This window comes from Paenibacillus sp. NMA1017, from assembly GCF_058895805.1.
Map to the genome: position 1 here is coordinate 398,108 of NZ_JBZXYR010000004.1, position 20,075 is coordinate 418,182.

Sequence of the window (20,075 nt, forward strand, 5' to 3'; positions counted from 1 at the left end):
TATTTAACCATAAAAATCCAACCTTATTTCCTTATATGCAGGTTTTCATATATGAAAGACCTCAAGGCTCACTTCTACACAGCTTCATTCACAATTATCTCTTTTCATAAAAAAATCCCTCTTACAGCAGTAGGTTTTTACGAATTAACCTGTCTGTTGTGAGGGGGACATATCACTTTGGGGTTGCAGGTGGCGTTAGACATAAATATTCCAACATGATTGTGACTGCCAGTAAATCAGCGGAACCACCCGGACTAACATTTTTTTGCACAAAGTCATCGTTCATTTGATGAATCATGGCGACACCTCTCTCTGACAAGACACCGCCCGCCTCTAGCGCCTGCTTGGCATATTGCTGGACATAGGTTAGCATCTCCCTATCGTGTCTACCAACGACATTCGTATCTTCGTTGACAACCATCAGTTGTAACAGGGTTTGAACACAGATATCATTCACATGGTATCGTTGCGATGACTTCAACTCACGATAGACGGGCAGAGCATACTCTCGCACGGTGGGAAAGCCTGCTTCCACCTCGCCACGTATGCCCGTCATGCCCCACTCTTTATATAACCGTTCGCCGACCGTTAAGCCTGTTGATTTTTTTAGGGATGCAAGCTCACTCGCACATAAACCTTTGGTCATCTGAGCAATGGTCTCACAAATGACTTGTTCATCCAGCCTGCTAGCAGCTGCTCGTGTCGTACAACAATACGCGGCGGCGGCACAAATAATTCCTAGCGAAAAAATAAGACCTTTATGTGTGTTCACCCCGCCTGTTGCGGCAAACATAGCCTGTTCGGCTTCCTGTCCCAAGGGGCGTAGATTCGCAAATAGTATACGGAGATCCTCTCCATGAAAGGAACCACCCGCCTTTGTACATCTTTCAAAATAGCCGGAAAGTGCGGCCGCACTAGACATAAACGTAAAGAAGTCCATATCCTTGTGAGCACCACGATTAAACCGATCTACCAGTCCCGGCTTTGGACTGGCGGAGACCTCTGTTAGCAGCGCAAGGACAGCCTGTTGACCAAGGCTTTCACATAATAAGCGTGTTGCAATCATACATACTAACAACCTTCTTCTCTGGATTTTTTAATGAGGATGAACGATCATGCTCGTTTGACTACTTGTTGCTTTCGCGTATAACTGTCCACCAATGCTTTGATAGCTTCCAGCAATTCGGGAAGTGCATGTGCTCTACTCCGTCCACAACCATGCGCAGCCTGCTCGCACATGAGACATTTTCGCTTGCCCAAGCCAAGTTCATCTCTGGAGATTGCCCTTCCATTGGGTCCAATTACATCCAGATCCAGTAATCTTCCTAGTGGATGCCCATCTTCAATCGCGATGACCAACTTTTTCAATATTCGCGCGTCTGCCTGAACGGCAACATATGCTTCTGGGCCTGTCAGCAGATCATACGTTTCACTGTGCAGCGGTGTCATTTGGTTCACCGCCAGCTGACTCATCAAGATACGATAGCCTTCATGAAAAACGTATTTACTAGTTGGAGAGGACTTCTGTGGTCCCGGGATATTGATCGTCATGCTGATCAGAGGTACCGTGTACCTGCTGATCAGTTGTCTTTGTCTATCTGCCCGGTTTTCGCGTGCCTGTAGCATTTCTTCAAGGGTAACCTCATATGAGTACATGTTATGACATCTCCCTGATACGCCTGATGATTTCTCCAGCTTCCATTGACAATAAAAATTGATAGGTCGTGTACGGTACAAGCTGCTTCACTTTATCCATTTGACCCAGACGGATATATTTACGGACCGCAGAGGCGCTGATTGCCTCCCCTTCCCATAGCAGTCGCGGTATTTCCTCTACGTCGATTCCAACGGAAGGCAGTAATGTTTTCATGATCGTGTTGTACCTGCGGGTCAAGTCACAGCTTGGCTCCTGACCGATATACCGTTTTTGAATATTTAGCAACGGAGCTATATACTGGCTAAATATTTTTAAATCTAGTAATATATGCGTACTTGCTGCCTCTTCATCATTTTTGAGAAAGTAAGAAGGAAACGTTGCGCCCGAGATGATATAGTCTTTGCCTTTGTGCAAGACCACATTGGCCAAATGTCTCACGCCTTCTTCCACTAGTCTGTATCTGAAATCTGATGGAAAAATGGATTGGTCCTCCCAGACTATAAAAAGATGTACCTTTTCCCAAACCGCTGCTGCATGCTCGATTAAATGCAGATGTCCAAGTGTGAATGGATTACAGTTCATGACAATCGCAGCCGAAGGCACGAGATCGCCCGATTCCTGCAAAAGCTCTTGCTGATACTGCTGGACACCATCCCATCGGTTTTCCAACAAGACAGCCTTGGAGGATTCCTCCACGATTGGATAAAAGCCGAGATCCTTAAAAATTTGTTTATTTACAGGTTTTGTATAAATAAACAAGTGAGCCCTTCCCCGCCTGTATTCTTCATTTACTAAATGGCTAACGATTTGTGCCGATAGCCCCTGGTCTTTATAAGCTTCATCCACAGCAATGCACTTTAGTACACTGCCTGAAAAGGAACCTGTAGCGGCAATGTCACTGCCATCTATAATTTCCAGCGTATATTCAATTTGATGGTCTATTCTAAGACCTTGGCGCTTGAGGAAATCGCGAAGCTTTCTTTGAGCGTCTTCAGAGGTTGGATTTAAAATCTCTTCACGCAAATGTTCCATCCACATAGCCATAATGATCACCGTTTTTCTGCATGGAAGTCAGAATAAACAGAATGACGCATCCCACACTCTGTAAGCGAAAGGATAGGATGCACATCCTGTTTATTTGTTCTGAAAAGACAATGTCTTTATTTTCTTACAACACCGCTTTGTTCTGCGACGATTTTTACTGCTTTACTAACTGCTGCACTTACTCTTTTGTCAATCGAATCTGGAACGATATAGGTATCATCAAGCTCCTCATCTGTTACCAGATCTGCGATGCTTCTGGCTGCCGCTAATTTCATTTCCATCGTGATGTCCGTGGCTTTGGCATCAAACGCGCCTCTGAAAATACCGGGGAATGCCAGCAGGTTATTGATTTGGTTGTGAAAATCCGATCTGCCGGTCGCAACAATTCTTGCTCCACCTTTGTGTGCTTCCTCCGGCAAAATTTCTGGAATCGGATTGGCAAGGGCAAAAATGATGCTTTCATTGCTCATGGTTTGCACCATTTCTTTTGTCATCACATCGGCAACCGATAAGCCGATAAAGATGTCCTTGCCTTTGATGACTTCTGCAAGGCTGCCTGTTTCTTTATCACGATTCGTCAGCTTGGCGATTTGCTGCTGAGGTTCATTGAGAGAGGTGTCGCCTTCGACCAAGGCACCATTAATATCGCAGAGAACCATACGCTTCGCTCCTGCAACAAGCAATAGCTTGGCGGTGGCAATTCCCGAAGCTCCTGCTCCATTGATGAGGATGCGCACATCCTCCATTTTTTTGCCCACAAGTTTCAAGGCATTATATAACCCTGCAAGCACAGCAACTGCCGTTCCATGCTGATCATCATGATAAACCGGAATGTTCAGTTTTTCTTTTAATTTGTCTTCAATATAGAAGCATTCTGGCGCCTTGATGTCTTCAAGATGAATGCCTCCAAAACCTGGGGCAATCACTTCAACCGTGCGCACAAACTCGTCTGGATCAGTGCTGTCGATACAGATAGGGAACGCATTCACCCCACCAAATTCTTTGAGCAACAAGGCCTTGCCCTCAATGACAGGCAGACCTGCCTCAGGGCCAATATCCCCCAGACCCAGCACGGCTGTCCCATTCGTCAGAATCGCCACGGTGCTCCCTTTAATCGTGTATTCATAGGCTTTGCTCTTATCTTTGGCGATTTCCTTGCATGGCTCGGCAACGCCAGGTGTATAAGCTATCGCTAAATCCTGTTTACTTACGACCGGTACTGTCCCTACAATCTCCAGCTTACCGTTTCTTACGCGGTGTGCCTGTAAGGCGGTTTCTTTTATACTCATAAGTTTGTTTGTACTGAGCAGCTGCTCAATACTTCCTCCTCTTGGTTTATAATTTTAGCGTCCTTGTTTCACTTGACGAATGACATCAATTACAGAACCATCACGATATTTGATAACACCCACAATTTTATCTTCCCATTGAATCGGCTCTGGTTTGCCGACAATCCGCGTAGCCTTCTCTTGCAACTCTTCGATCGTGAAGACAGGGAGCTTGGCGGCTTTGAAGCTAGCCAGGAGATCTTGACGGAGAGGGTTCACAGCGATGCCCTGATCGGTAACCAGTACGTCAACCGTATGACCTGGTGTGATAATGGTATTTACACGATCAAGAATGGCTGGCATTCTTCCGCGAATCAGCGGAGCGACGATGATGGATACTGCAGCGCCTGCGGCAGTGTCGCAGTGTCCCCCGGAAGCTCCACGGATGACCCCATCGGACCCAGTAATTACGTTCACATTAAAATTCAGATCAATCTCCAGCGCACTCAGCACAACAACATCCAGTTGGTGAGCAGCACAGCCTATATTTTCAGGGCTTGCATAATATTCCGCACAAATTTGTTGATGGAATTTGTTCTTTGTCAACGATTCTACGGCACGCAGGTCGAAGCTCTGCACGTCCAAAAGCTTTTCAATCAATCCTTCTTCATGCAGGTCAACGATTTGTTGGGTAATACCACCCAGCGCAAAGCTTGCCTTGATATTGGCGGCAAGCATTTTTTTCCGCAGAAATCTAGTAGTTGCAAGCGCAGCACCCCCGGAGCCGGTTTGCAATGAGAATCCATCCACGAAATATCCGGATGCTTCAATCACATCTGCCGCGTTTTTGGCAATTAACAGCTCCTTCGGATTCTTCGTGTAACGGGTAGCCCCTGAGACAATCCCCTTCTGATCACCGATGCGATCCACGACGACCACATAATCCACTTGGGTTTCAGGAATGGCGAATGGAGTGTTCGGATAGGAGACCAAATTGTCAGTGATCATCACAACATTGCGCGCATACTGTGCATCTACCATGGCATAACCCAGGGAGCCGCATGCCGATGGAGCTTCGTTTACGCTGGAAATTCCGTTTGCATTGCCGTATGCATCGCAAGAAGGAGCGCCCAAAAAGGCTACGTCAATCGGGCATTCACCTGATGCAATCGCTCTTGCGCGACCACCGTGAGAGTTAATTGTCACTGGAATATCAAACCATCCGTAGGAATATGCCTGAGCCAGCTCGCCTCTAAGGCCACTGGTCTCGATTCTGCGGATGACACCGTTTCGCACATGCTCTACCAACGGCGCATGAATATCCGTCAAGGAGCTGGCTGCCAGGACAAGATCACGAATACCCATTTTGGCGATTTTATCCATAACCATATTCACGATAAAGTCCCCGTTGCGGAAATGGTGGTGGAACGAGATCGTCATTCCATTACGCAAGCCTGTAGCTTCAATGGCTTTCTCCATCGAATCAACGATTTTGTTTTTGGCAGGATTTCGCTGGCGGTCTTTTAACCGCTCTGTATTTTTAAATTGCCCGTAAGTCGATTTGCGATCAAAGGGAGTTATCGCATCAAATCCCTCAATAGCTAGAGGAATTTCTCTCCCAGCACCATTTAGCATAACATTCACCTTACTCTACGTTTATTTTTGCCGCTTCCGCCAGGTCAATTACTCTACGTGCACGTTCTACAATCGGACGGTCAATCATTTTACCGTCGAGACTGATCACACCTGTGCCTTTTGCCTCCGCTTCGAGACTGGCCTCAATGATTCGCTTTGATTTTTTGATCTCTGCTTCTGTTGGCGTATAGATGCGGTTTACAATCTCGATCTGACGTGGGTTAATAATGGATTTGCCATCAAAACCTAGCTGTTTGATCAGCTTCACCTCGCTCGCAAAGCCTTCCTCATTATTTACATCCGAGTAGACTGTATCGACAGCAGCAATGCCAGCAGCTCTTGCCGCAAATAATATAAGGCTTCGTGCTGTCAATAGCTCAAGGCCTTCTGGCGAACGCGTTGTCTTCAGGTCTGTGACAAAATCCTCCGCTCCAATGGCGATGCCGATAAGCCGCTTGCTGGCAACCGCAATTTGCGCCGCATTCAATGCGCCCTTGCCACTCTCAACCGCTGCAAAAAGCTTGATTGTCCCATGCTCCATGCCGATCTTTTGTTCAATTTCGGTAATCAATTCATCCGCCTCAATCACGTCATCGACGGTCTCCGTTTTCGGCAATCTAATGGCAGTTGGCTTCGCTCGTACAATCGCTTCAAAATCGTCTCTGCCATACGGCGTATTGAGTGGGTTTACCCTGACCAGCACCTCGATGCCCCCGAAATCAAAGGTTTTCAATGCCTGGTAAACCAGCAAACGTGCCGCATCTTTTTCGTATAGGGAAACGGAATCCTCAAGGTCGATCATAATCGAATCTGCCCCATAGATATGGGCGTCCCGGATCATCCCTGGGTTATTCCCTGGAACATACAACATGGTCCTTCTCAGTTTCTGCATCTATTCCGCCTCCCATGGTCGGCAGTCGCCCTCGACCACTCTGCTTACGGCTGTCATTACTCTAGCCTTAATGGCGCAATCCAGTGCGCCTTTATCATTCGCTCGAACATATGCATGTTCAATGCCCATTTCTTGTAATGTTTCGAGAATCACTTTGCGAATCTGGTTCCCAAACTGGTTCTCTACGGTACTTTTCAACTCGATTTCAATACCTTTCGTCCCGTTCGGCTCGATGGAAATCGTAATATCGCTTGATTCCAGTGTGCCGGCCATGCCTACTTGCTGAATAATCAATGTCTACACCTCTTTTGCCCAATTGGATGCTAGATACTCTCCGTCTTCAGGATTGCAGAACCTTATAAATCATTTGTGCCATATCTGAACCTGCTACAGGCTTACACATGTATTCATCAATGATCAATCTCTCCTTGTATGCCACCACATGATCCTCGACATAACCGGTAATCAGGATGATCTTCATACTTGGGTTGATTACCTTGATACGTTCAGCCAATTCCGTACCCGTCAGATAAGGCATTGCCTGATCCGTAATGACCAGATCGTAATGGTTTGGAGACTTTTCAAACCGCTGCAATGCTTCCACACTGTCTGATTCTGTCTCAACGTGGAAACCATACGATTCCAGTCCTCTTCTCATCGCTTTCAATACGCGCTGTTTATCATCAACCAAAAGAATGCGCTTTTGTTCCGTAAACACAGGGTTCTTATTTATCTCTGTCTCTTTTGCTACAAACTCCGTTCTCGGCAGATACACCGTAAACGTACTACCCTTGCCCAGTTCCGAATCCACGGTAATAAATCCTTGATGTTTTTCGAGAATGCTTTGGACAATATACAATCCAAGCCCCGTACCCTCTCCTGTCGGTTTGGTTGTGAAAAAAGGATCAAAGATTTTCTGCAAGGTGTCGTCACTCATCCCTCTCCCCGTATCCGAGACAGATAAAGTAACGTAATCGCTGACTTCCAAGACGTTCTCGCGGATTTTTTTTACCTCTTGCAAGGGAATGGTATCCAATATGATTTTTAGTTCGCCGCCGGTTGTTTTCATTGCTTGATAGGCATTGTTGCACAGATTCATAATGACTTGATGAATCTGTACTTTATTTGCAAAAATAACGGCTGAATCTACCCGTTTTTTGAACACAGCATTCACTTTGGGCGAGAGGAAGGATTTTATGAGTCCCAGTGCCTCTTCGACCTGCTCTTCAACTTTGACCGGAGCGTTTTTCTTGACCTTTCCACTCTCCAGCCGGCTCAATAGCAGGATTTCCTCGATTATCAATCTTGCTTTCTCGGAAGCATCATAAATCTCACTGACGTAATCATAAATTTCTTCAGTAGGTTCTATCCTACTAAGCATGATTTCTGCATAGCCTCTGATAGGAGTTAGCAAATTATTAAAATCATGGGCGATTTCCCCTGATATCGTGCCGATCAACTGTAGCTTCTGCGAGTGCTGCAATTGTAGATCCTTTTTTCGGAGCAGCTCGTTTTTGTTATTCAGTTCCCGCAAATACCTCGTCTCGTATTCCAGAGCCTCTTTATTTTTCTTCGTCCTCATGATGATATAAACGGCACAAGCCAACGTCAGGACGATCATTGAAAAAATCTCAATGGTTTTAATTCGATTTTGTGCAATCGGTTCTCTCACATCATCGTAGTTCATGGCGGCGGCAACCACCCAAAACGAGTCACCGAGATGAACCCGGGAAAATGCCTCGATCTTTTTCGTCTTGGCATAGAATTTGTCACCCCACCAGTACGAATGGTAGAAAGCTGAGCCTTGTTCCTGGGTAAGCTGCACTTTGAACAGTTTCTCCAGGTCGTGGTAATCAAGCCCCGGGTATTTGGCCTTCATCGCTGATAGCGATAACCCGATATTTTCTTCGCTCGGGTGCATGAGATAGTAGCCTTGCTGATCCTTGACATGGATATAACCCTTGGTCCCCACGCGAATCGGCTTCAACAGCTTCTCATATACAGCGTTTAGATTTACCACACTGATGAGCGCACCTTGAAATTTCCCATCGAGATAAACAGGCTGAAACAGATGCACAATATAATTGCCTTGCTTCTCCAGCTTGGCACTTGCGATGAACGGTTTTTTTTCTCGCAGCACCCTTTGTATATCATCCTTGATTAATTCATAGGCTTTAATCGCATCCGCACGATTGCGCTTGGGAAAAGTGTGTACCACTCTCCCTTCCGGGTTCACCTGGCTAATCCGATAGATGCTATCTTTTTTGGCGGTATAATAAGCAGATAGGTTTTCGTCAATCATAGCTTCATTCTTATTTGCTATGGCGAGCGACATCTGCCGGTTGCCTGCCAATATTTGCATCGTGTGCATTTGTTCGTCGAAAAAAGATTCAATAGACGTGCTGTTTAACTTGGCAATCGTTAGCAATTGCTGCTGCTGCTGTTCAATTACGGTACGTTCTCCGTCCATATACGAGCCGTAGGCCATCCACAGCAGAACTAGGAAAGAAATCGGAAGCGCTAGCATAGTGATGAATGAAAAATGGCTTCGATAATGAAACAGTATCTCTCGTTGAAATCTCATCCTGTTTTACCTTCTCCATCGAGCTAGTAGCCCATCAGTCCCTAGTGCTAGGGCTAGTTCGTTTCCGATTATATCAAGTATTCACGTTCGTCTACTAAATGGTGTCTCAAGACAACTTCATTGTAATGACAAGATCTTAAAGTATCCTGTCAAATTATTAATTTTTTTTAAGATTTCGCTTCCTTAGTGTGTAAGGTATCGCAGCAGGAAAATAGCAAGTGTTACCGTTGCTGCACCACCGAGACGTGTGGATACCTGAGCAAATGGCAAGAGGACCATTCTATCGGCTGCAGAAAGAATCGCAACATCCCCTGTTCCACCTTGGCTGCATCGAGTAGAAGTAATAATCGCAGCTTCAACCGGATACATTTTCATCCACTTACCAGCAAAATATCCACTCACAACCACGGTTAATACAGTTACAAAAATGGTGATGAAATAAGCAGGGCTAATTACAGAAATCAGGGCCTCCCATGGTGTTTTAGCAACACCTACCGCAAGCAGGAGCGGGTACGTTACAGCGATAACAAAGAAACGTTGCATCTGTTGCGCTCCGTCTTCAAGGAATTTTGGCAACCAACCAAAATATTTTGCCAGGAATGCCGCAAAGAGCATTACGATCGGACCAGGCAGACCAACTAACTCTGCGGCTAAGGTACCTAACATGAAGAATCCGATAGCTAAAATGGCTCCGGCAGCCATTTGGTAAAGATCAAGCGGTTTTTTATTTTTATCCTCTGCAAGTCCCAAAACATCGCTATCCCCTGTTTTGAGTAGCGTGCCGTTACCGGTAAGTTCTGGTTTTCTATCTCCCAGTTGTTTCAACAAGCCGGACAGGATAATAGCACACAAGCTACCCAACATGACCGCAGGAATAATCATGGCAAATTGTTCACCTTGGGTCGAACCCAAAATTTGGCTGTAGCCGATAGAGAGTGGAATCGCACCTTCACCAACGCCTCCCGCCATGATAGGAACAAGGATGTAAAACAAGGTATCATACGCAGGGATTCCCAAAGCCACACCTGTAAGCAAACCAACGCCTGTTCCGAGAATGGATCCGATCGTCAAAGGGACAGCCAATCTAACGACGGCTTTTATCATGAGTTCCCGATTCATACCAAGGATACTGCCAGCGATAACAATTGCGATGTACACATACAGGAAATTGGTATTATCCATAAAGACAGTAACGGAATCAATTGCTGACTGCGGGAGAAGATGAGCATACACCATATAAGAAGGAACAAACGTTGCCATAATTGCAGCGCCGCCGATATCCTTCAGAATAGGAATGCGCTTTCCAATTTCCGCCAGAATAAAACCATACAATACCATGACAGATACAGCCCCGGGCATATCACTACCAAGCTTTCCGGAGTTCATCAGCAAGTAGACAACAGCCATAAACGGGATGTAAAGGCCTACAGGAATGACCCCTCCAATCTTGTAATTCAACACCTTTTGCCACTTGGTCTCTGTTCGTGGCTGTAGCTTAAGCTCTGCGGCCTCTTGTAGATTATTAGTGACCACTTGATCGCCTCCTAGATGATCAATCTGCGTTTTATTCTCGAATCAATCGCTAGCCCAGGTTTTCACAAGACTTTGTATTAAAACGCTTTCTTTTATTGGATGATTCGAGATAACTAAATTGTAAAAGGCAAATCTTAAAGTATTCTGACTAATCCTTAAATGTTTTTAAGAACCATGTGACAAAAATATGTAAGCGTTTTCAAAAAAAAGCTACGGTTGACTCATTTACTAACACAGCTTGTTTTGATGCCGCCCTCCAAAGTTATGTATTCCCTTTTATTACCAAATTAAGGATGGCTAGAGAAATAATCAGCCGTAGAAAAAAAAGCCCCCCGGGTCCATCGGCGTGCTTTCAAGAGAACGTATACAATTGGATAGAAGTATATAGTTAATCTATCTTTCCACGGAAAAACGATACCCGATTCCCCAGACGGTTTTGATATATTTTGGATTCGTGGGATTTTCCTCAATTTTGGTCCGCAGGTGTCTGATATAGACCATAATCGTATTATTATCGACAACCGTATCTTTCCAGATGTTTTGATATAGCTGTTCTTTCGAGAAGACCTGATTGGGGTGCTCCATAAAAAATTTCATGAGTTGTAATTCTTTTGATGACAACGCGACTTCCTGATTATTTTTTTGAAACGTATAGGTATGATGATTGAATAAAAATGGTCCCAGCGCAATGTGTAAGGCTTGTTGTTTTGATTCCTGAAGCTGGCGATATCTTTTAATCTGGTTCTTTACCTGAGCGCAAAGCACAGGAGGACTAAATGGTTTGGTAATATAGGCATCTGCCCCAAGTCCAAGTCCAATGATCTGATCTGTGTCTTCTTTTTTACCGCTCAGAAAAATGATTGGCGTATGGATGCCCATATTACGCGTTTGACCAAGCACATCATATCCATCAATATTTTCCATCATAATGTCCAGGAGGACGAGATCGAATGGCTCCTCGCTAATCATCCGCATGGCTTCCATGCCGTTTTCAGCCTGAAGCACGACCATTCCATCGCCTTCAAGAACCGTTTTAATCAATTTTCTGATAGCATTTTCATCATCAACAACCAATACTCTCGGTTTGCTCATTCTTGACCCCATTCCTTTCTAAAAGCCTCTTACGAAAACCCTTTTTAATAATACAAAAAAACATCACTTTTTTATTTATGACAAATATTCAAATATCCGCTATATAAATGAGTTTATACGGAGTCAATCCCATTTATTTCTTAGCGCGTTAATGGGAGCAATGACCCAAAAACAAAACGCGCCCTATGGGTTGAAACGCCTATGGTACTTCAAATATTCTCTCTTCTCGGTGTTTCACTTTTTAGTCTAGCATCATATTAGCCAACTCTATATGTTGTATGTCATACACTTCAAAAAACTCCCTGATTCCTTGTTGAATATCTTTATAAAACCTTTTCGTCAAGATTTTGGAAAAACCAATTCTGCCCCACTTGCTGCTGTAAGTGAACATCTCCCCTCATGGTTCAGTGGAATTGACCTTCCTGCCCTTCCATAAAAGTATGGACCTTTGCGGCATCAGCGAAGCGACCTCTAATGCTCCATACTCTTCTCCCCCATCTCCACAAACTGCTTTTGAGCCAGCTCGCGGTACACCTGATGGGACTCTAATAACTCAGTATGAGTTCCTGCACCGGTCACCTTGCCCTTGTCCAACACGATTATCTGATCGGAGTGAACCACTGTAGACAAACGATGAGCAATGACAATCGTCGTGCGTCCTTCCATCAAGTTCGCCAGGGCCTTCTGCACCTCATGCTCAGACGAGCTGTCCAGACTAGATGTAGCCTCATCCAGCATGAGAATGTCAGGGCTACGAAGAAGCGCACGCGCAATAGCGATCCGTTGACGCTGGCCTCCGGACAGCTTCATTCCCCGTTCTCCCACCTCAGTGTTGTAGCCTTGAGGTAGATCCATAATAAATGTATCCGCATACGCCATCGTGGCTGCTCGTCTCACTTCTTCCAAGTCAGCTTCGCGCCCCAAGCCATATGTAATATTATCTCTGACCGTTCCGGTCATCATTGAGCTTTCCTGCGATACATAACCAATTTTGGAACGCCAGGAGGAAAGTGTATATGATGATATTGGTTCGTCTCCATAACGAATTTCCCCTGTATCCGGCACATAAAAGCGCTCTAACAACGAAAACAAGGTGGACTTTCCACTTCCACTCGGCCCCACGAATGCTGTCGTCCGGTTAGCCGGAATGACCAAGTTCGCATGATGAAGAACCTCTTCACCTTCGGTATAGGAAAAGACAACATCACGAAGTATAATATCTCTGCTCTCTTTTGCCGCTTCCTGCTTCAACTCGAGCGGTTCCTCTTCATGATCTAAAATCGTCTGAATCCGTTCAGTGGCCCCCACCACCTTTTGCAGACGTGAATACAGGGTCGTGAATTGTGCCATCGGTGTGATTACCTGAAACAGTAGCAAAATAAAAGCCACCAAATCCCCGGCGGTCAGCACACCCGATGCGACGCGAACACCACCAACACCCAATATAATGACCAGCACTGCAGTCAGCAAGAAGGTAGAAATGGGACCTACAAGGGCCAGGATGCGTGACTCTTGCAAACCGAAGCGGAACATCCGGTAAATACGATCCTCACCGGCCTGAGCCTCTCTGCTTTCGGTTCCGTAGGCCTTCACCAGTCTGATTTCGCCGATAACCTGACTCAACACTGAGGTCAGATCTGCCATCTCATCCTGCTGTTTTTTGGAGATGCGGTACATTTTTCTGCCTACCGGAAATAAAATCAGGGCTGTTAGCGGAACAATAGCCATAATAATGAGCGTCATGACCCAATCCAGATAAAATAACAATGCAATACCACCAATAATTGCAATCACATTAGAAATCAAATTGACTAGATACTCCGTAATTAAGTTCATAATCAGGCTTGTATCATTAGTGACGCGACTCATCGTATCTCCTGACCGATTCCGATCAAAGTAAGGGATAGGTAGAGATAAGATTTTATGCCATAAGCGTTTGCGCAAATTAGCCACAATCTTATGCCCAGCATAGTTCAACATATAGATAGAAACTGCCGAAGCCACCGCTTGAATCACAAAAGCGCCAAGCAGACCAACAATGACCATACGGTTTAGTGAAGAAAAGGTCAAGCCATCAATCAACCCTTTGGTCATCATGGGTACGATTAAACCAGCCATGGTCTGAATCAGGGTCAGAATCAGGGCGATGATCAGAATGGCTTTGGGCGGATGCGCACTCGCAATCAATTTGATAAACCGCCCCATGCCAGCCTTATCCGGTCTTTTACCCGGCTTTTCCTTCATCCGGTCCTCCTGCTCTTCTTGGTGTATATGATGTTCTTTTTCCATATACCATCAACCTCGCTTCCTGTCTGACCATTCTTGTTCAAACAACAACACCCGCGCTCTGCGCGGGTATGAACAGTACAATCTATCTTCGAGTTTACTACACCAGAGAATGAAGCACAAAATTTGCCACAAACAGTACAGATATGATATATAATGCGATAGGTACTTCCTTGCCCCGTCCTGCTGCCAGCTTGGCTACGGGGTATGCAATAAAACCAAATGCCATTCCGTCTACAATACTGTAAGTAAAGGGCATCATCACCATGATCAGAAATGCAGGAAACGCTTCAGTAAAATCACCGAAATCCATCTCTCGCACATTTTGCACCATTAGCCCCCCAATGATGATCAACACCGGCGCAATGGCACTATCAGGAATATAAGCCAACAGTGGAATAAAGAAAAACGTCGCCCCGAATAAAATAGCAGTTACCAGCGGTGTCATTCCCGAGCGTCCCCCTGCTGCAATACCAGCCGTCGATTCCGCAGCGGCTACCGCCGGACTGCTGCCCAAAATACCAGCAAAGATATTGGTTACAGCCAACACACGCAAGCTGTTTTTAAATAAGTCCGGCCTTCCAATCATGTTGGTTTGTGCAGTAATCATACCAATATTCTCGAATAGTACAATGAGTAGCAGCAAAAAGACAGCGATCCAGAAAGCTACCGAAACAATGCCTGAAAAGGTAAGCTCTCCAAACAATTGCCCATACTGTCGCACCGTTTCAGAGGTTCGTACCGTGCTTGTAGGCTCTACAGCTCCCAGTACATAAGCAAGTCCAGTTCCCGCCAAAATGCTAATTAGTAAACCTCCCTGAACGTTACGCACAAACAATACAATTGCAAGCAGCAACGTTACACAAGCCGTAATCACCTTGGGATCATTAAAATGACCAATAGCCACAAAAGTCGTCTGATGAGCAATCACGATGCCGCTTTTTTGCAATCCGATAAAGGTTAAAAACAACCCAATGCCTACTGTAATTCCGTGCTGCAAATTATGGGGAATCGCTTGGCTAATCAGCTTGTACAATGATGTAAAGGCCACAATGGCGAATAAGATCCCTGTGACGGCAACCACCATTAACGCTTCCTGCCAACTCAGCTTCATAGAATGTACGAGCGTATAAGTGAAAAAAGCATTAATCCCCATCCCTGGTACGACGACCATTGGAGATTTCCCACCAAAAGCCATCAGCAGGCAACCGATCATTGATGTCAGTAGCGTCCCGAGCATTGCCCCTTGGAGGGGAATCCCGGCATCTGCCAAAATAGTTGCATTAACCATAACAATGTATACAACGGAAAAATAAGAAATGGCCCCAGCGGCTAATTCCTTTTTCCAATGATGCTCGGGCTTGAAACCGAGACTTCTGGACCATAGCCCATCCTTCATACCAAAACCCTCCAGCAAATTGTTCAATCTGTTTGCAGTAAGCTGCGTTTTTTCAAAACAAAAAAGAGCTGTAGCAACTGTGACACCAAAGATGTGATGCACAGAACTACAGGTCTTAAAGTGAATACATACTGATGTAACTCTACGAACGCACTGCCATGCTATTTTTGCAACTTACACACCAGCGTGTTCTAACAAATCCTTCACGGCTACACTAACCATGATCAATCCTGCTACCGGAGGTACAAATGCGTTGCTTGCAGGCGGCTGCTTCGCCTTCCGAATTTCAGGTGCGTTGGCAGGTACAATTTTTTTTGTAATTTCTTCACGTGGCTTCATTGGTTCCTCATCGGAGAACACAACCTTGACGCCTTTGGTAATGCCTTCCTTGCGCAACTTGGTGCGGATGACACGGGCAATCGGGTCCATTCTCGTCTGAGAAATATCCGCTACTTGAAAACGACTCGGATCCATTTTATTCGCAGCGCCCATACTGGAGATCATCGGGACCCCCCGTTTCAGGCATTCCTTAATCAAATGAATTTTGTAAATAATCGTATCCGAAGCATCCAGCACATAATCCAGTTCGTACTTGAACAGCTCTTCATACGTTTCTTCCGTATAAAACATGTTCAGTGCAATTGCTTCACACTCAGGATTAATCAGCTTCACACGCTCTACCATCAGATCGGCCTTTTTTTGACCTACCGTCGTTGTCAACGCATGAATCTGGCGATTAATATTGGTGATATCTACAACATCTTTATCAATCAAAATGATGCGTCCAACACCCGTGCGCGCCAGTGCTTCCACTGCAATCGAACCGACACCGCCGATACCCAGCACGGCCACCGTGCTATTTTTCATAACCTCTAGACCTTCAGTTCCGATAGCCAGTTCCGTTCGTGAAAATTGATGTAACAATATGGTATATCCTCCCTCACTGATTTAAACTGTATACTTGAACTCCAGCATACAAACCATGAACCCATTATCCATAAAAGGGTAACGGGTTCACGGCATTCTATAATCTATCCACAAGCCACTGGGTGCACTTGTAAAGTCAAACGTTCATCTTAAGCTTTAGGAGTGACAGGTTTCGGGGCAAGACGGATGTGCAGCTGTTCCAATTGAGCTTGATCCACTTCGCTTGGTGCATCCATAAGCAGGTCTGTCGCACTGGCTGTTTTCGGGAATGCAATGGTTTCACGCAGGTTTGTACGGCCTGCAAGCAGCATCACGAGGCGGTCAAAACCGAAGGCAATGCCACCATGTGGAGGCGTACCATATTCGAACGCATCTAACAGATAGCCGAATTTATCAGTAACTTCTTCCGGCGCCAGGTTGAGAGCTTTGAACATTTTCTCCTGAACATCACGTTTGTAAATCCGCATCGAACCGCCACCCACTTCGTAGCCGTTCAGCACGATATCATAGGCTTGAGCGCGAACTTGACCTGGATCGGTATCCAAGAGAGCAAGGTCTTCATCCTTCGGACGAGTGAACGGATGGTGTTCTGCCACATAACGTTTTTGTTCTTCGTCATAGCCGAGAAGCGGGAAGTCTACGACCCAGGCAAATTTAAATTTGTTATCGTCGATCAGTCCCAAATGACGGCCAATTTTCAGACGAAGCGCGCCCAATACATCAGCAACTACCTTTTTATTATCCGCAGAGAAGAGTAACAAATCGCCTTCTTCGGCTCCCGTACGCTCTTTCAATGCTTCGATTTCTTCCGGTGTGAAGAATTTAACGATAGGCCCCTTGAATTCGCCTTCCTTCACTTGAATCCAAGCCAAGCCTTTTGCCCCATAGCGTGCAGCATAAGGACCCAGGTCATCAATGTCCTTACGGCTCCACGTGCCACATCCCTTGGCATTGAGAACTTTAACTTCCCCGCCCTTTTCAATTACGGAAGCAAATACTTTTACACCACTGGTTGCCACGATATCATTGACATTAATCAACTCCAGACCAAAACGCAGGTCAGGCTTGTCTGATCCGTATTTATCCATCGCATCAGCATGTGTAATCCGTTGGAACGGTGTTTCCAGTTCTACCCCAACGGTTTCTTTGAACAATTTCACCATAAGTTGCTCCATCATTGGCAGCAAATCATCCTGTTGCATGAAGGAGGTCTCAATGTCGACCTGCGTAAATTCAGGCTGACGGTCAGCACGCAAATCTTCATCGCGGAAACAACGTGCAATTTGGTAATAGCGTTCTACGCCACCCACCATCAGCAATTGCTTGTACAGTTGTGGAGATTGCGGCAAGGCGAAAAACTCGCCTTCATGTACCCGGCTAGGTACCAGATAATCACGGGCGCCCTCTGGGGAACTTTTTGTCAAAATCGGTGTTTCCACCTCAATGAAATCCTCACCGTCCAGGAAATCACGGAATACTTTTGCTGCTTTGGAACGCAGCTTCAAGGTCTGATGCATTTCCGGACGACGCAGGTCCAGATAACGGTATTTCAAACGCAGTGACTCGTCTACTTCCACGCCATCTTCAATGAAGAACGGAGGTGTTTTGGATGCATTCAATACTTCGATTTCAGTGACACGCACTTCAATTTCACCTGTAGGCAGGTTCGGGTTAATCGTTTCTGCATCACGCTTAACAATAGTACCGGTAACCTCAAGCACATATTCACTACGAACACGATCCGCAATTTGCAGTGCGTCACCGGAATATGCCGGATTAAATACAATTTGTACAATTCCGCTACGGTCACGCAGGTCAATAAAAAGTACGCCCCCCAAATCACGACGGGTTTGTACCCAACCGTTCAATGTAACTGTTTCTCCGATATGCGCATGAGTCAATGCGCCGCATTCATGACTCCTTTTCATAATACACACTCCTGTTTATGTTTAGTAGTTAATGCTATATGACAACCAGAGGAAGCTCCACCGATTGATGTTACACCATCTTCTTTATCCTAGTTCTTCCACCAGCTGATCAAGCTTAACTGTACGCTGCTCGCCAGTTTCCATGTTTTTCAGTGCGATTTCACCTTGAACCAGCTCATCCTCACCCAGAATCGCAGTATATCTTGCTTTAAAGCGATCGGCTGATTTCATCTGCGCCTTCATTTTACGTCCCAGATAATCTCGCTCCGCGGAAAATCCGGCTTGACGCAACTTAAATAGTTGTTTGGTCACTTCTGTTTCTGCTGCTTCTCCCAATGCTACCATATAGATGTCTAACGGCTTGGCTTCGTTCAGTGTGACACCTTGATGCTCCAAGATCAGCTGAATTCGCTCCAGTCCAATGCCAAAACCAATGCCCGGCTGATCCGGTCCGCCCAAATCTCCAACCAATCCGTTGTAGCGGCCGCCTCCACCGATCGTATCTATGGCGCCAATTCCTTCAGCTTTGAATTCGAACGCTGTCAACGTATAATAATCCAGCCCCCGAACCAAACGCGGGTTAACTGTATATTCCACGCCCATCGCATCCAAATTTTGCTTCACTTTCTCAAAGTGTGTGCGAGATTCCTCGTCCAAGCTATCCAAAATTGAAGGTGCACCTCCAAACTTGTCCTGGTCATCTTTGCTATCCAGCACTCGCAGTGGATTACGCTCAATGCGTGCTTGGCTCTCCTTGGTCAATGTATCCTTAATTGGCATCAAGAAGTCCACCAGATGCTGCCGATAAGCTGCACGGCTGGCTGCATTACCGACAGAGTTAATCTCCACCTGCACTCCTTTCAAGCCCAGCTCACGGCAGAATTGATACCCGAAAGCAATAACCTCTGCATCCAGCGCCGGATCGACTGCCCCAAATGCTTCAATTCCAAATTGGTGAAACTGGCGCTGACGCCCAGCCTGTGGACGCTCATAGCGGAACATCGGGCCGATATAATACAGCTTAGTTACATCCGGCTCTCCGTATAGTTTGTTCTCCACATAGGAGCGAACAACCCCTGCTGTGCCTTCTGGACGCAAAGTCATGCTGCGCTTCCCTTTATCCTCAAAAGTATACATTTCTTTTTCCACCACATCCGTCGTTTCACCCACACCTCGAACGAACAAATTCGTTTGTTCGAACATTGGTGTACGAATCTCTCGGTAATTAAAGCGGCGGCTAATTTCACGGGCTTTTTCCTCGACCACTTGCCATTTTTCTACACTGCCCGGCAGCAAATCCTGTGTTCCTGTCGGTTTTTGAAAGGCCATTAACGTATCCCCCCATCGTTGTATTTCGTATTATGCACTTTCTTCTTGCTCTACTTTTCAATATAAAACAAAAAATCCCTCGTCCTGTTAACATTAACAGGGACGAGGGATTGTCGTTTACAAATCACCCGTGGTACCACCCACATTCCGGAGTTTACCCAGACAACCAGCATAAAAATCACTCATTGTCCGTCAGCATTATACTGACTCCGCTCATACGTATAACGCCCGTAACGCGCAGTACGGCTATTATGCAGGACCATCTCCACTGTCGGCACAATTGCAATGTACTTTCAGTAGGGTTTCCTCAATTGTTCGCCGCCTGTTCTCGGGGAGGTCATTCATCCGCTCATCAAGGGAATTTTTACAGCCTGGAAATTCCTCTCTGCGCTTGTGGGTTCGGAGTACTTGGTCCCGTCATCAAATCATTTTTCATTATTTTATGATTTTAATGAACCGCTTCGACAAAGTCAAGACATTCTCCCTATAATCGGACAAATA

The 20,075-nt window shown here is 45.7% G+C and carries 15 protein-coding genes; all 15 read right to left on the reverse strand.

The window, feature by feature from the left end; all coding sequences use genetic code 11:
* Nucleotides 1-172: 172 nt before the first annotated feature.
* The gene (gene citG, locus AC5ELV_RS13905) at nt 173-1,066 is read right to left on the reverse strand and encodes a triphosphoribosyl-dephospho-CoA synthase CitG (RefSeq protein WP_493430676.1); all 894 of its coding nucleotides are present in this window, start codon (nt 1,064-1,066) and stop codon (nt 173-175) included.
* 47 nt (nt 1,067-1,113) lie between these two features.
* On the reverse strand, nt 1,114-1,656 hold the full coding sequence (gene citX / locus AC5ELV_RS13910; RefSeq protein WP_493430677.1) for a citrate lyase holo-[acyl-carrier protein] synthase: 543 nt from the start codon (nt 1,654-1,656) through the stop codon (nt 1,114-1,116).
* Between the two features lies 1 nt (nt 1,657).
* Nucleotides 1,658-2,701, reverse strand: coding sequence for a [citrate (pro-3S)-lyase] ligase (gene citC / locus AC5ELV_RS13915; RefSeq protein ID WP_493430678.1), 1,044 nt, complete (start codon nt 2,699-2,701; stop codon nt 1,658-1,660).
* Between the two features lie 116 nt (nt 2,702-2,817).
* A complete protein-coding gene (locus AC5ELV_RS13920) occupies nt 2,818-3,990 on the reverse strand; it encodes an NAD(P)-dependent malic enzyme (RefSeq protein ID WP_493430679.1) in 1,173 nt (390 codons plus the stop codon).
* Between the two features lie 54 nt (nt 3,991-4,044).
* Complete coding sequence (citF, locus tag AC5ELV_RS13925; RefSeq protein ID WP_493430680.1) at nt 4,045-5,604, reverse strand: citrate lyase subunit alpha; 1,560 nt, start codon at nt 5,602-5,604, stop codon at nt 4,045-4,047.
* Between the two features lie 10 nt (nt 5,605-5,614).
* Complete coding sequence (citE, locus tag AC5ELV_RS13930) at nt 5,615-6,496, reverse strand: citrate (pro-3S)-lyase subunit beta (protein ID WP_493430681.1); 882 nt, start codon at nt 6,494-6,496, stop codon at nt 5,615-5,617.
* Nucleotides 6,497-6,790: a citrate lyase acyl carrier protein gene (citD, locus tag AC5ELV_RS13935; protein WP_160789916.1), complete on the reverse strand. Its 294-nt coding sequence runs from the start codon at nt 6,788-6,790 to the stop codon at nt 6,497-6,499.
* Nucleotides 6,791-6,836: 46 nt separating this feature from the next.
* Nucleotides 6,837-9,080: an ATP-binding protein gene (locus AC5ELV_RS13940; RefSeq protein WP_493430682.1), complete on the reverse strand. Its 2,244-nt coding sequence runs from the start codon at nt 9,078-9,080 to the stop codon at nt 6,837-6,839.
* A 183-nt stretch (nt 9,081-9,263) separates the two neighbouring features.
* Nucleotides 9,264-10,613, reverse strand: a complete 1,350-nt coding sequence (locus AC5ELV_RS13945; protein ID WP_493430683.1) for a 2-hydroxycarboxylate transporter family protein — start codon at nt 10,611-10,613, stop codon at nt 9,264-9,266.
* 393 nt (nt 10,614-11,006) lie between these two features.
* Entirely contained in the window at nt 11,007-11,705 is a 699-nt protein-coding gene (locus AC5ELV_RS13950) for a response regulator transcription factor (protein ID WP_250240057.1), read from the reverse strand.
* A 471-nt stretch (nt 11,706-12,176) separates the two neighbouring features.
* Entirely contained in the window at nt 12,177-13,994 is a 1,818-nt protein-coding gene (locus AC5ELV_RS13955; RefSeq protein ID WP_493430684.1) for an ABC transporter ATP-binding protein, read from the reverse strand.
* A gap of 97 nt (nt 13,995-14,091) precedes the next feature.
* On the reverse strand, nt 14,092-15,390 hold the full coding sequence (locus tag AC5ELV_RS13960) for an NCS2 family permease (RefSeq protein ID WP_493430685.1): 1,299 nt from the start codon (nt 15,388-15,390) through the stop codon (nt 14,092-14,094).
* A 174-nt stretch (nt 15,391-15,564) separates the two neighbouring features.
* Nucleotides 15,565-16,314, reverse strand: coding sequence for a tRNA threonylcarbamoyladenosine dehydratase (locus AC5ELV_RS13965; protein ID WP_493430686.1), 750 nt, complete (start codon nt 16,312-16,314; stop codon nt 15,565-15,567).
* A 152-nt stretch (nt 16,315-16,466) separates the two neighbouring features.
* Nucleotides 16,467-18,245 carry an aspartate--tRNA ligase gene (gene aspS, locus AC5ELV_RS13970; RefSeq protein WP_493430687.1) on the reverse strand — a complete coding sequence of 593 codons (1,779 nt, stop codon included), beginning with the start codon at nt 18,243-18,245 and terminating at the stop codon, nt 16,467-16,469.
* Nucleotides 18,246-18,329: 84 nt separating this feature from the next.
* Entirely contained in the window at nt 18,330-19,574 is a 1,245-nt protein-coding gene (gene hisS / locus AC5ELV_RS13975; RefSeq protein ID WP_493430688.1) for a histidine--tRNA ligase, read from the reverse strand.
* Nucleotides 19,575-20,075 lie beyond the last annotated feature (501 nt).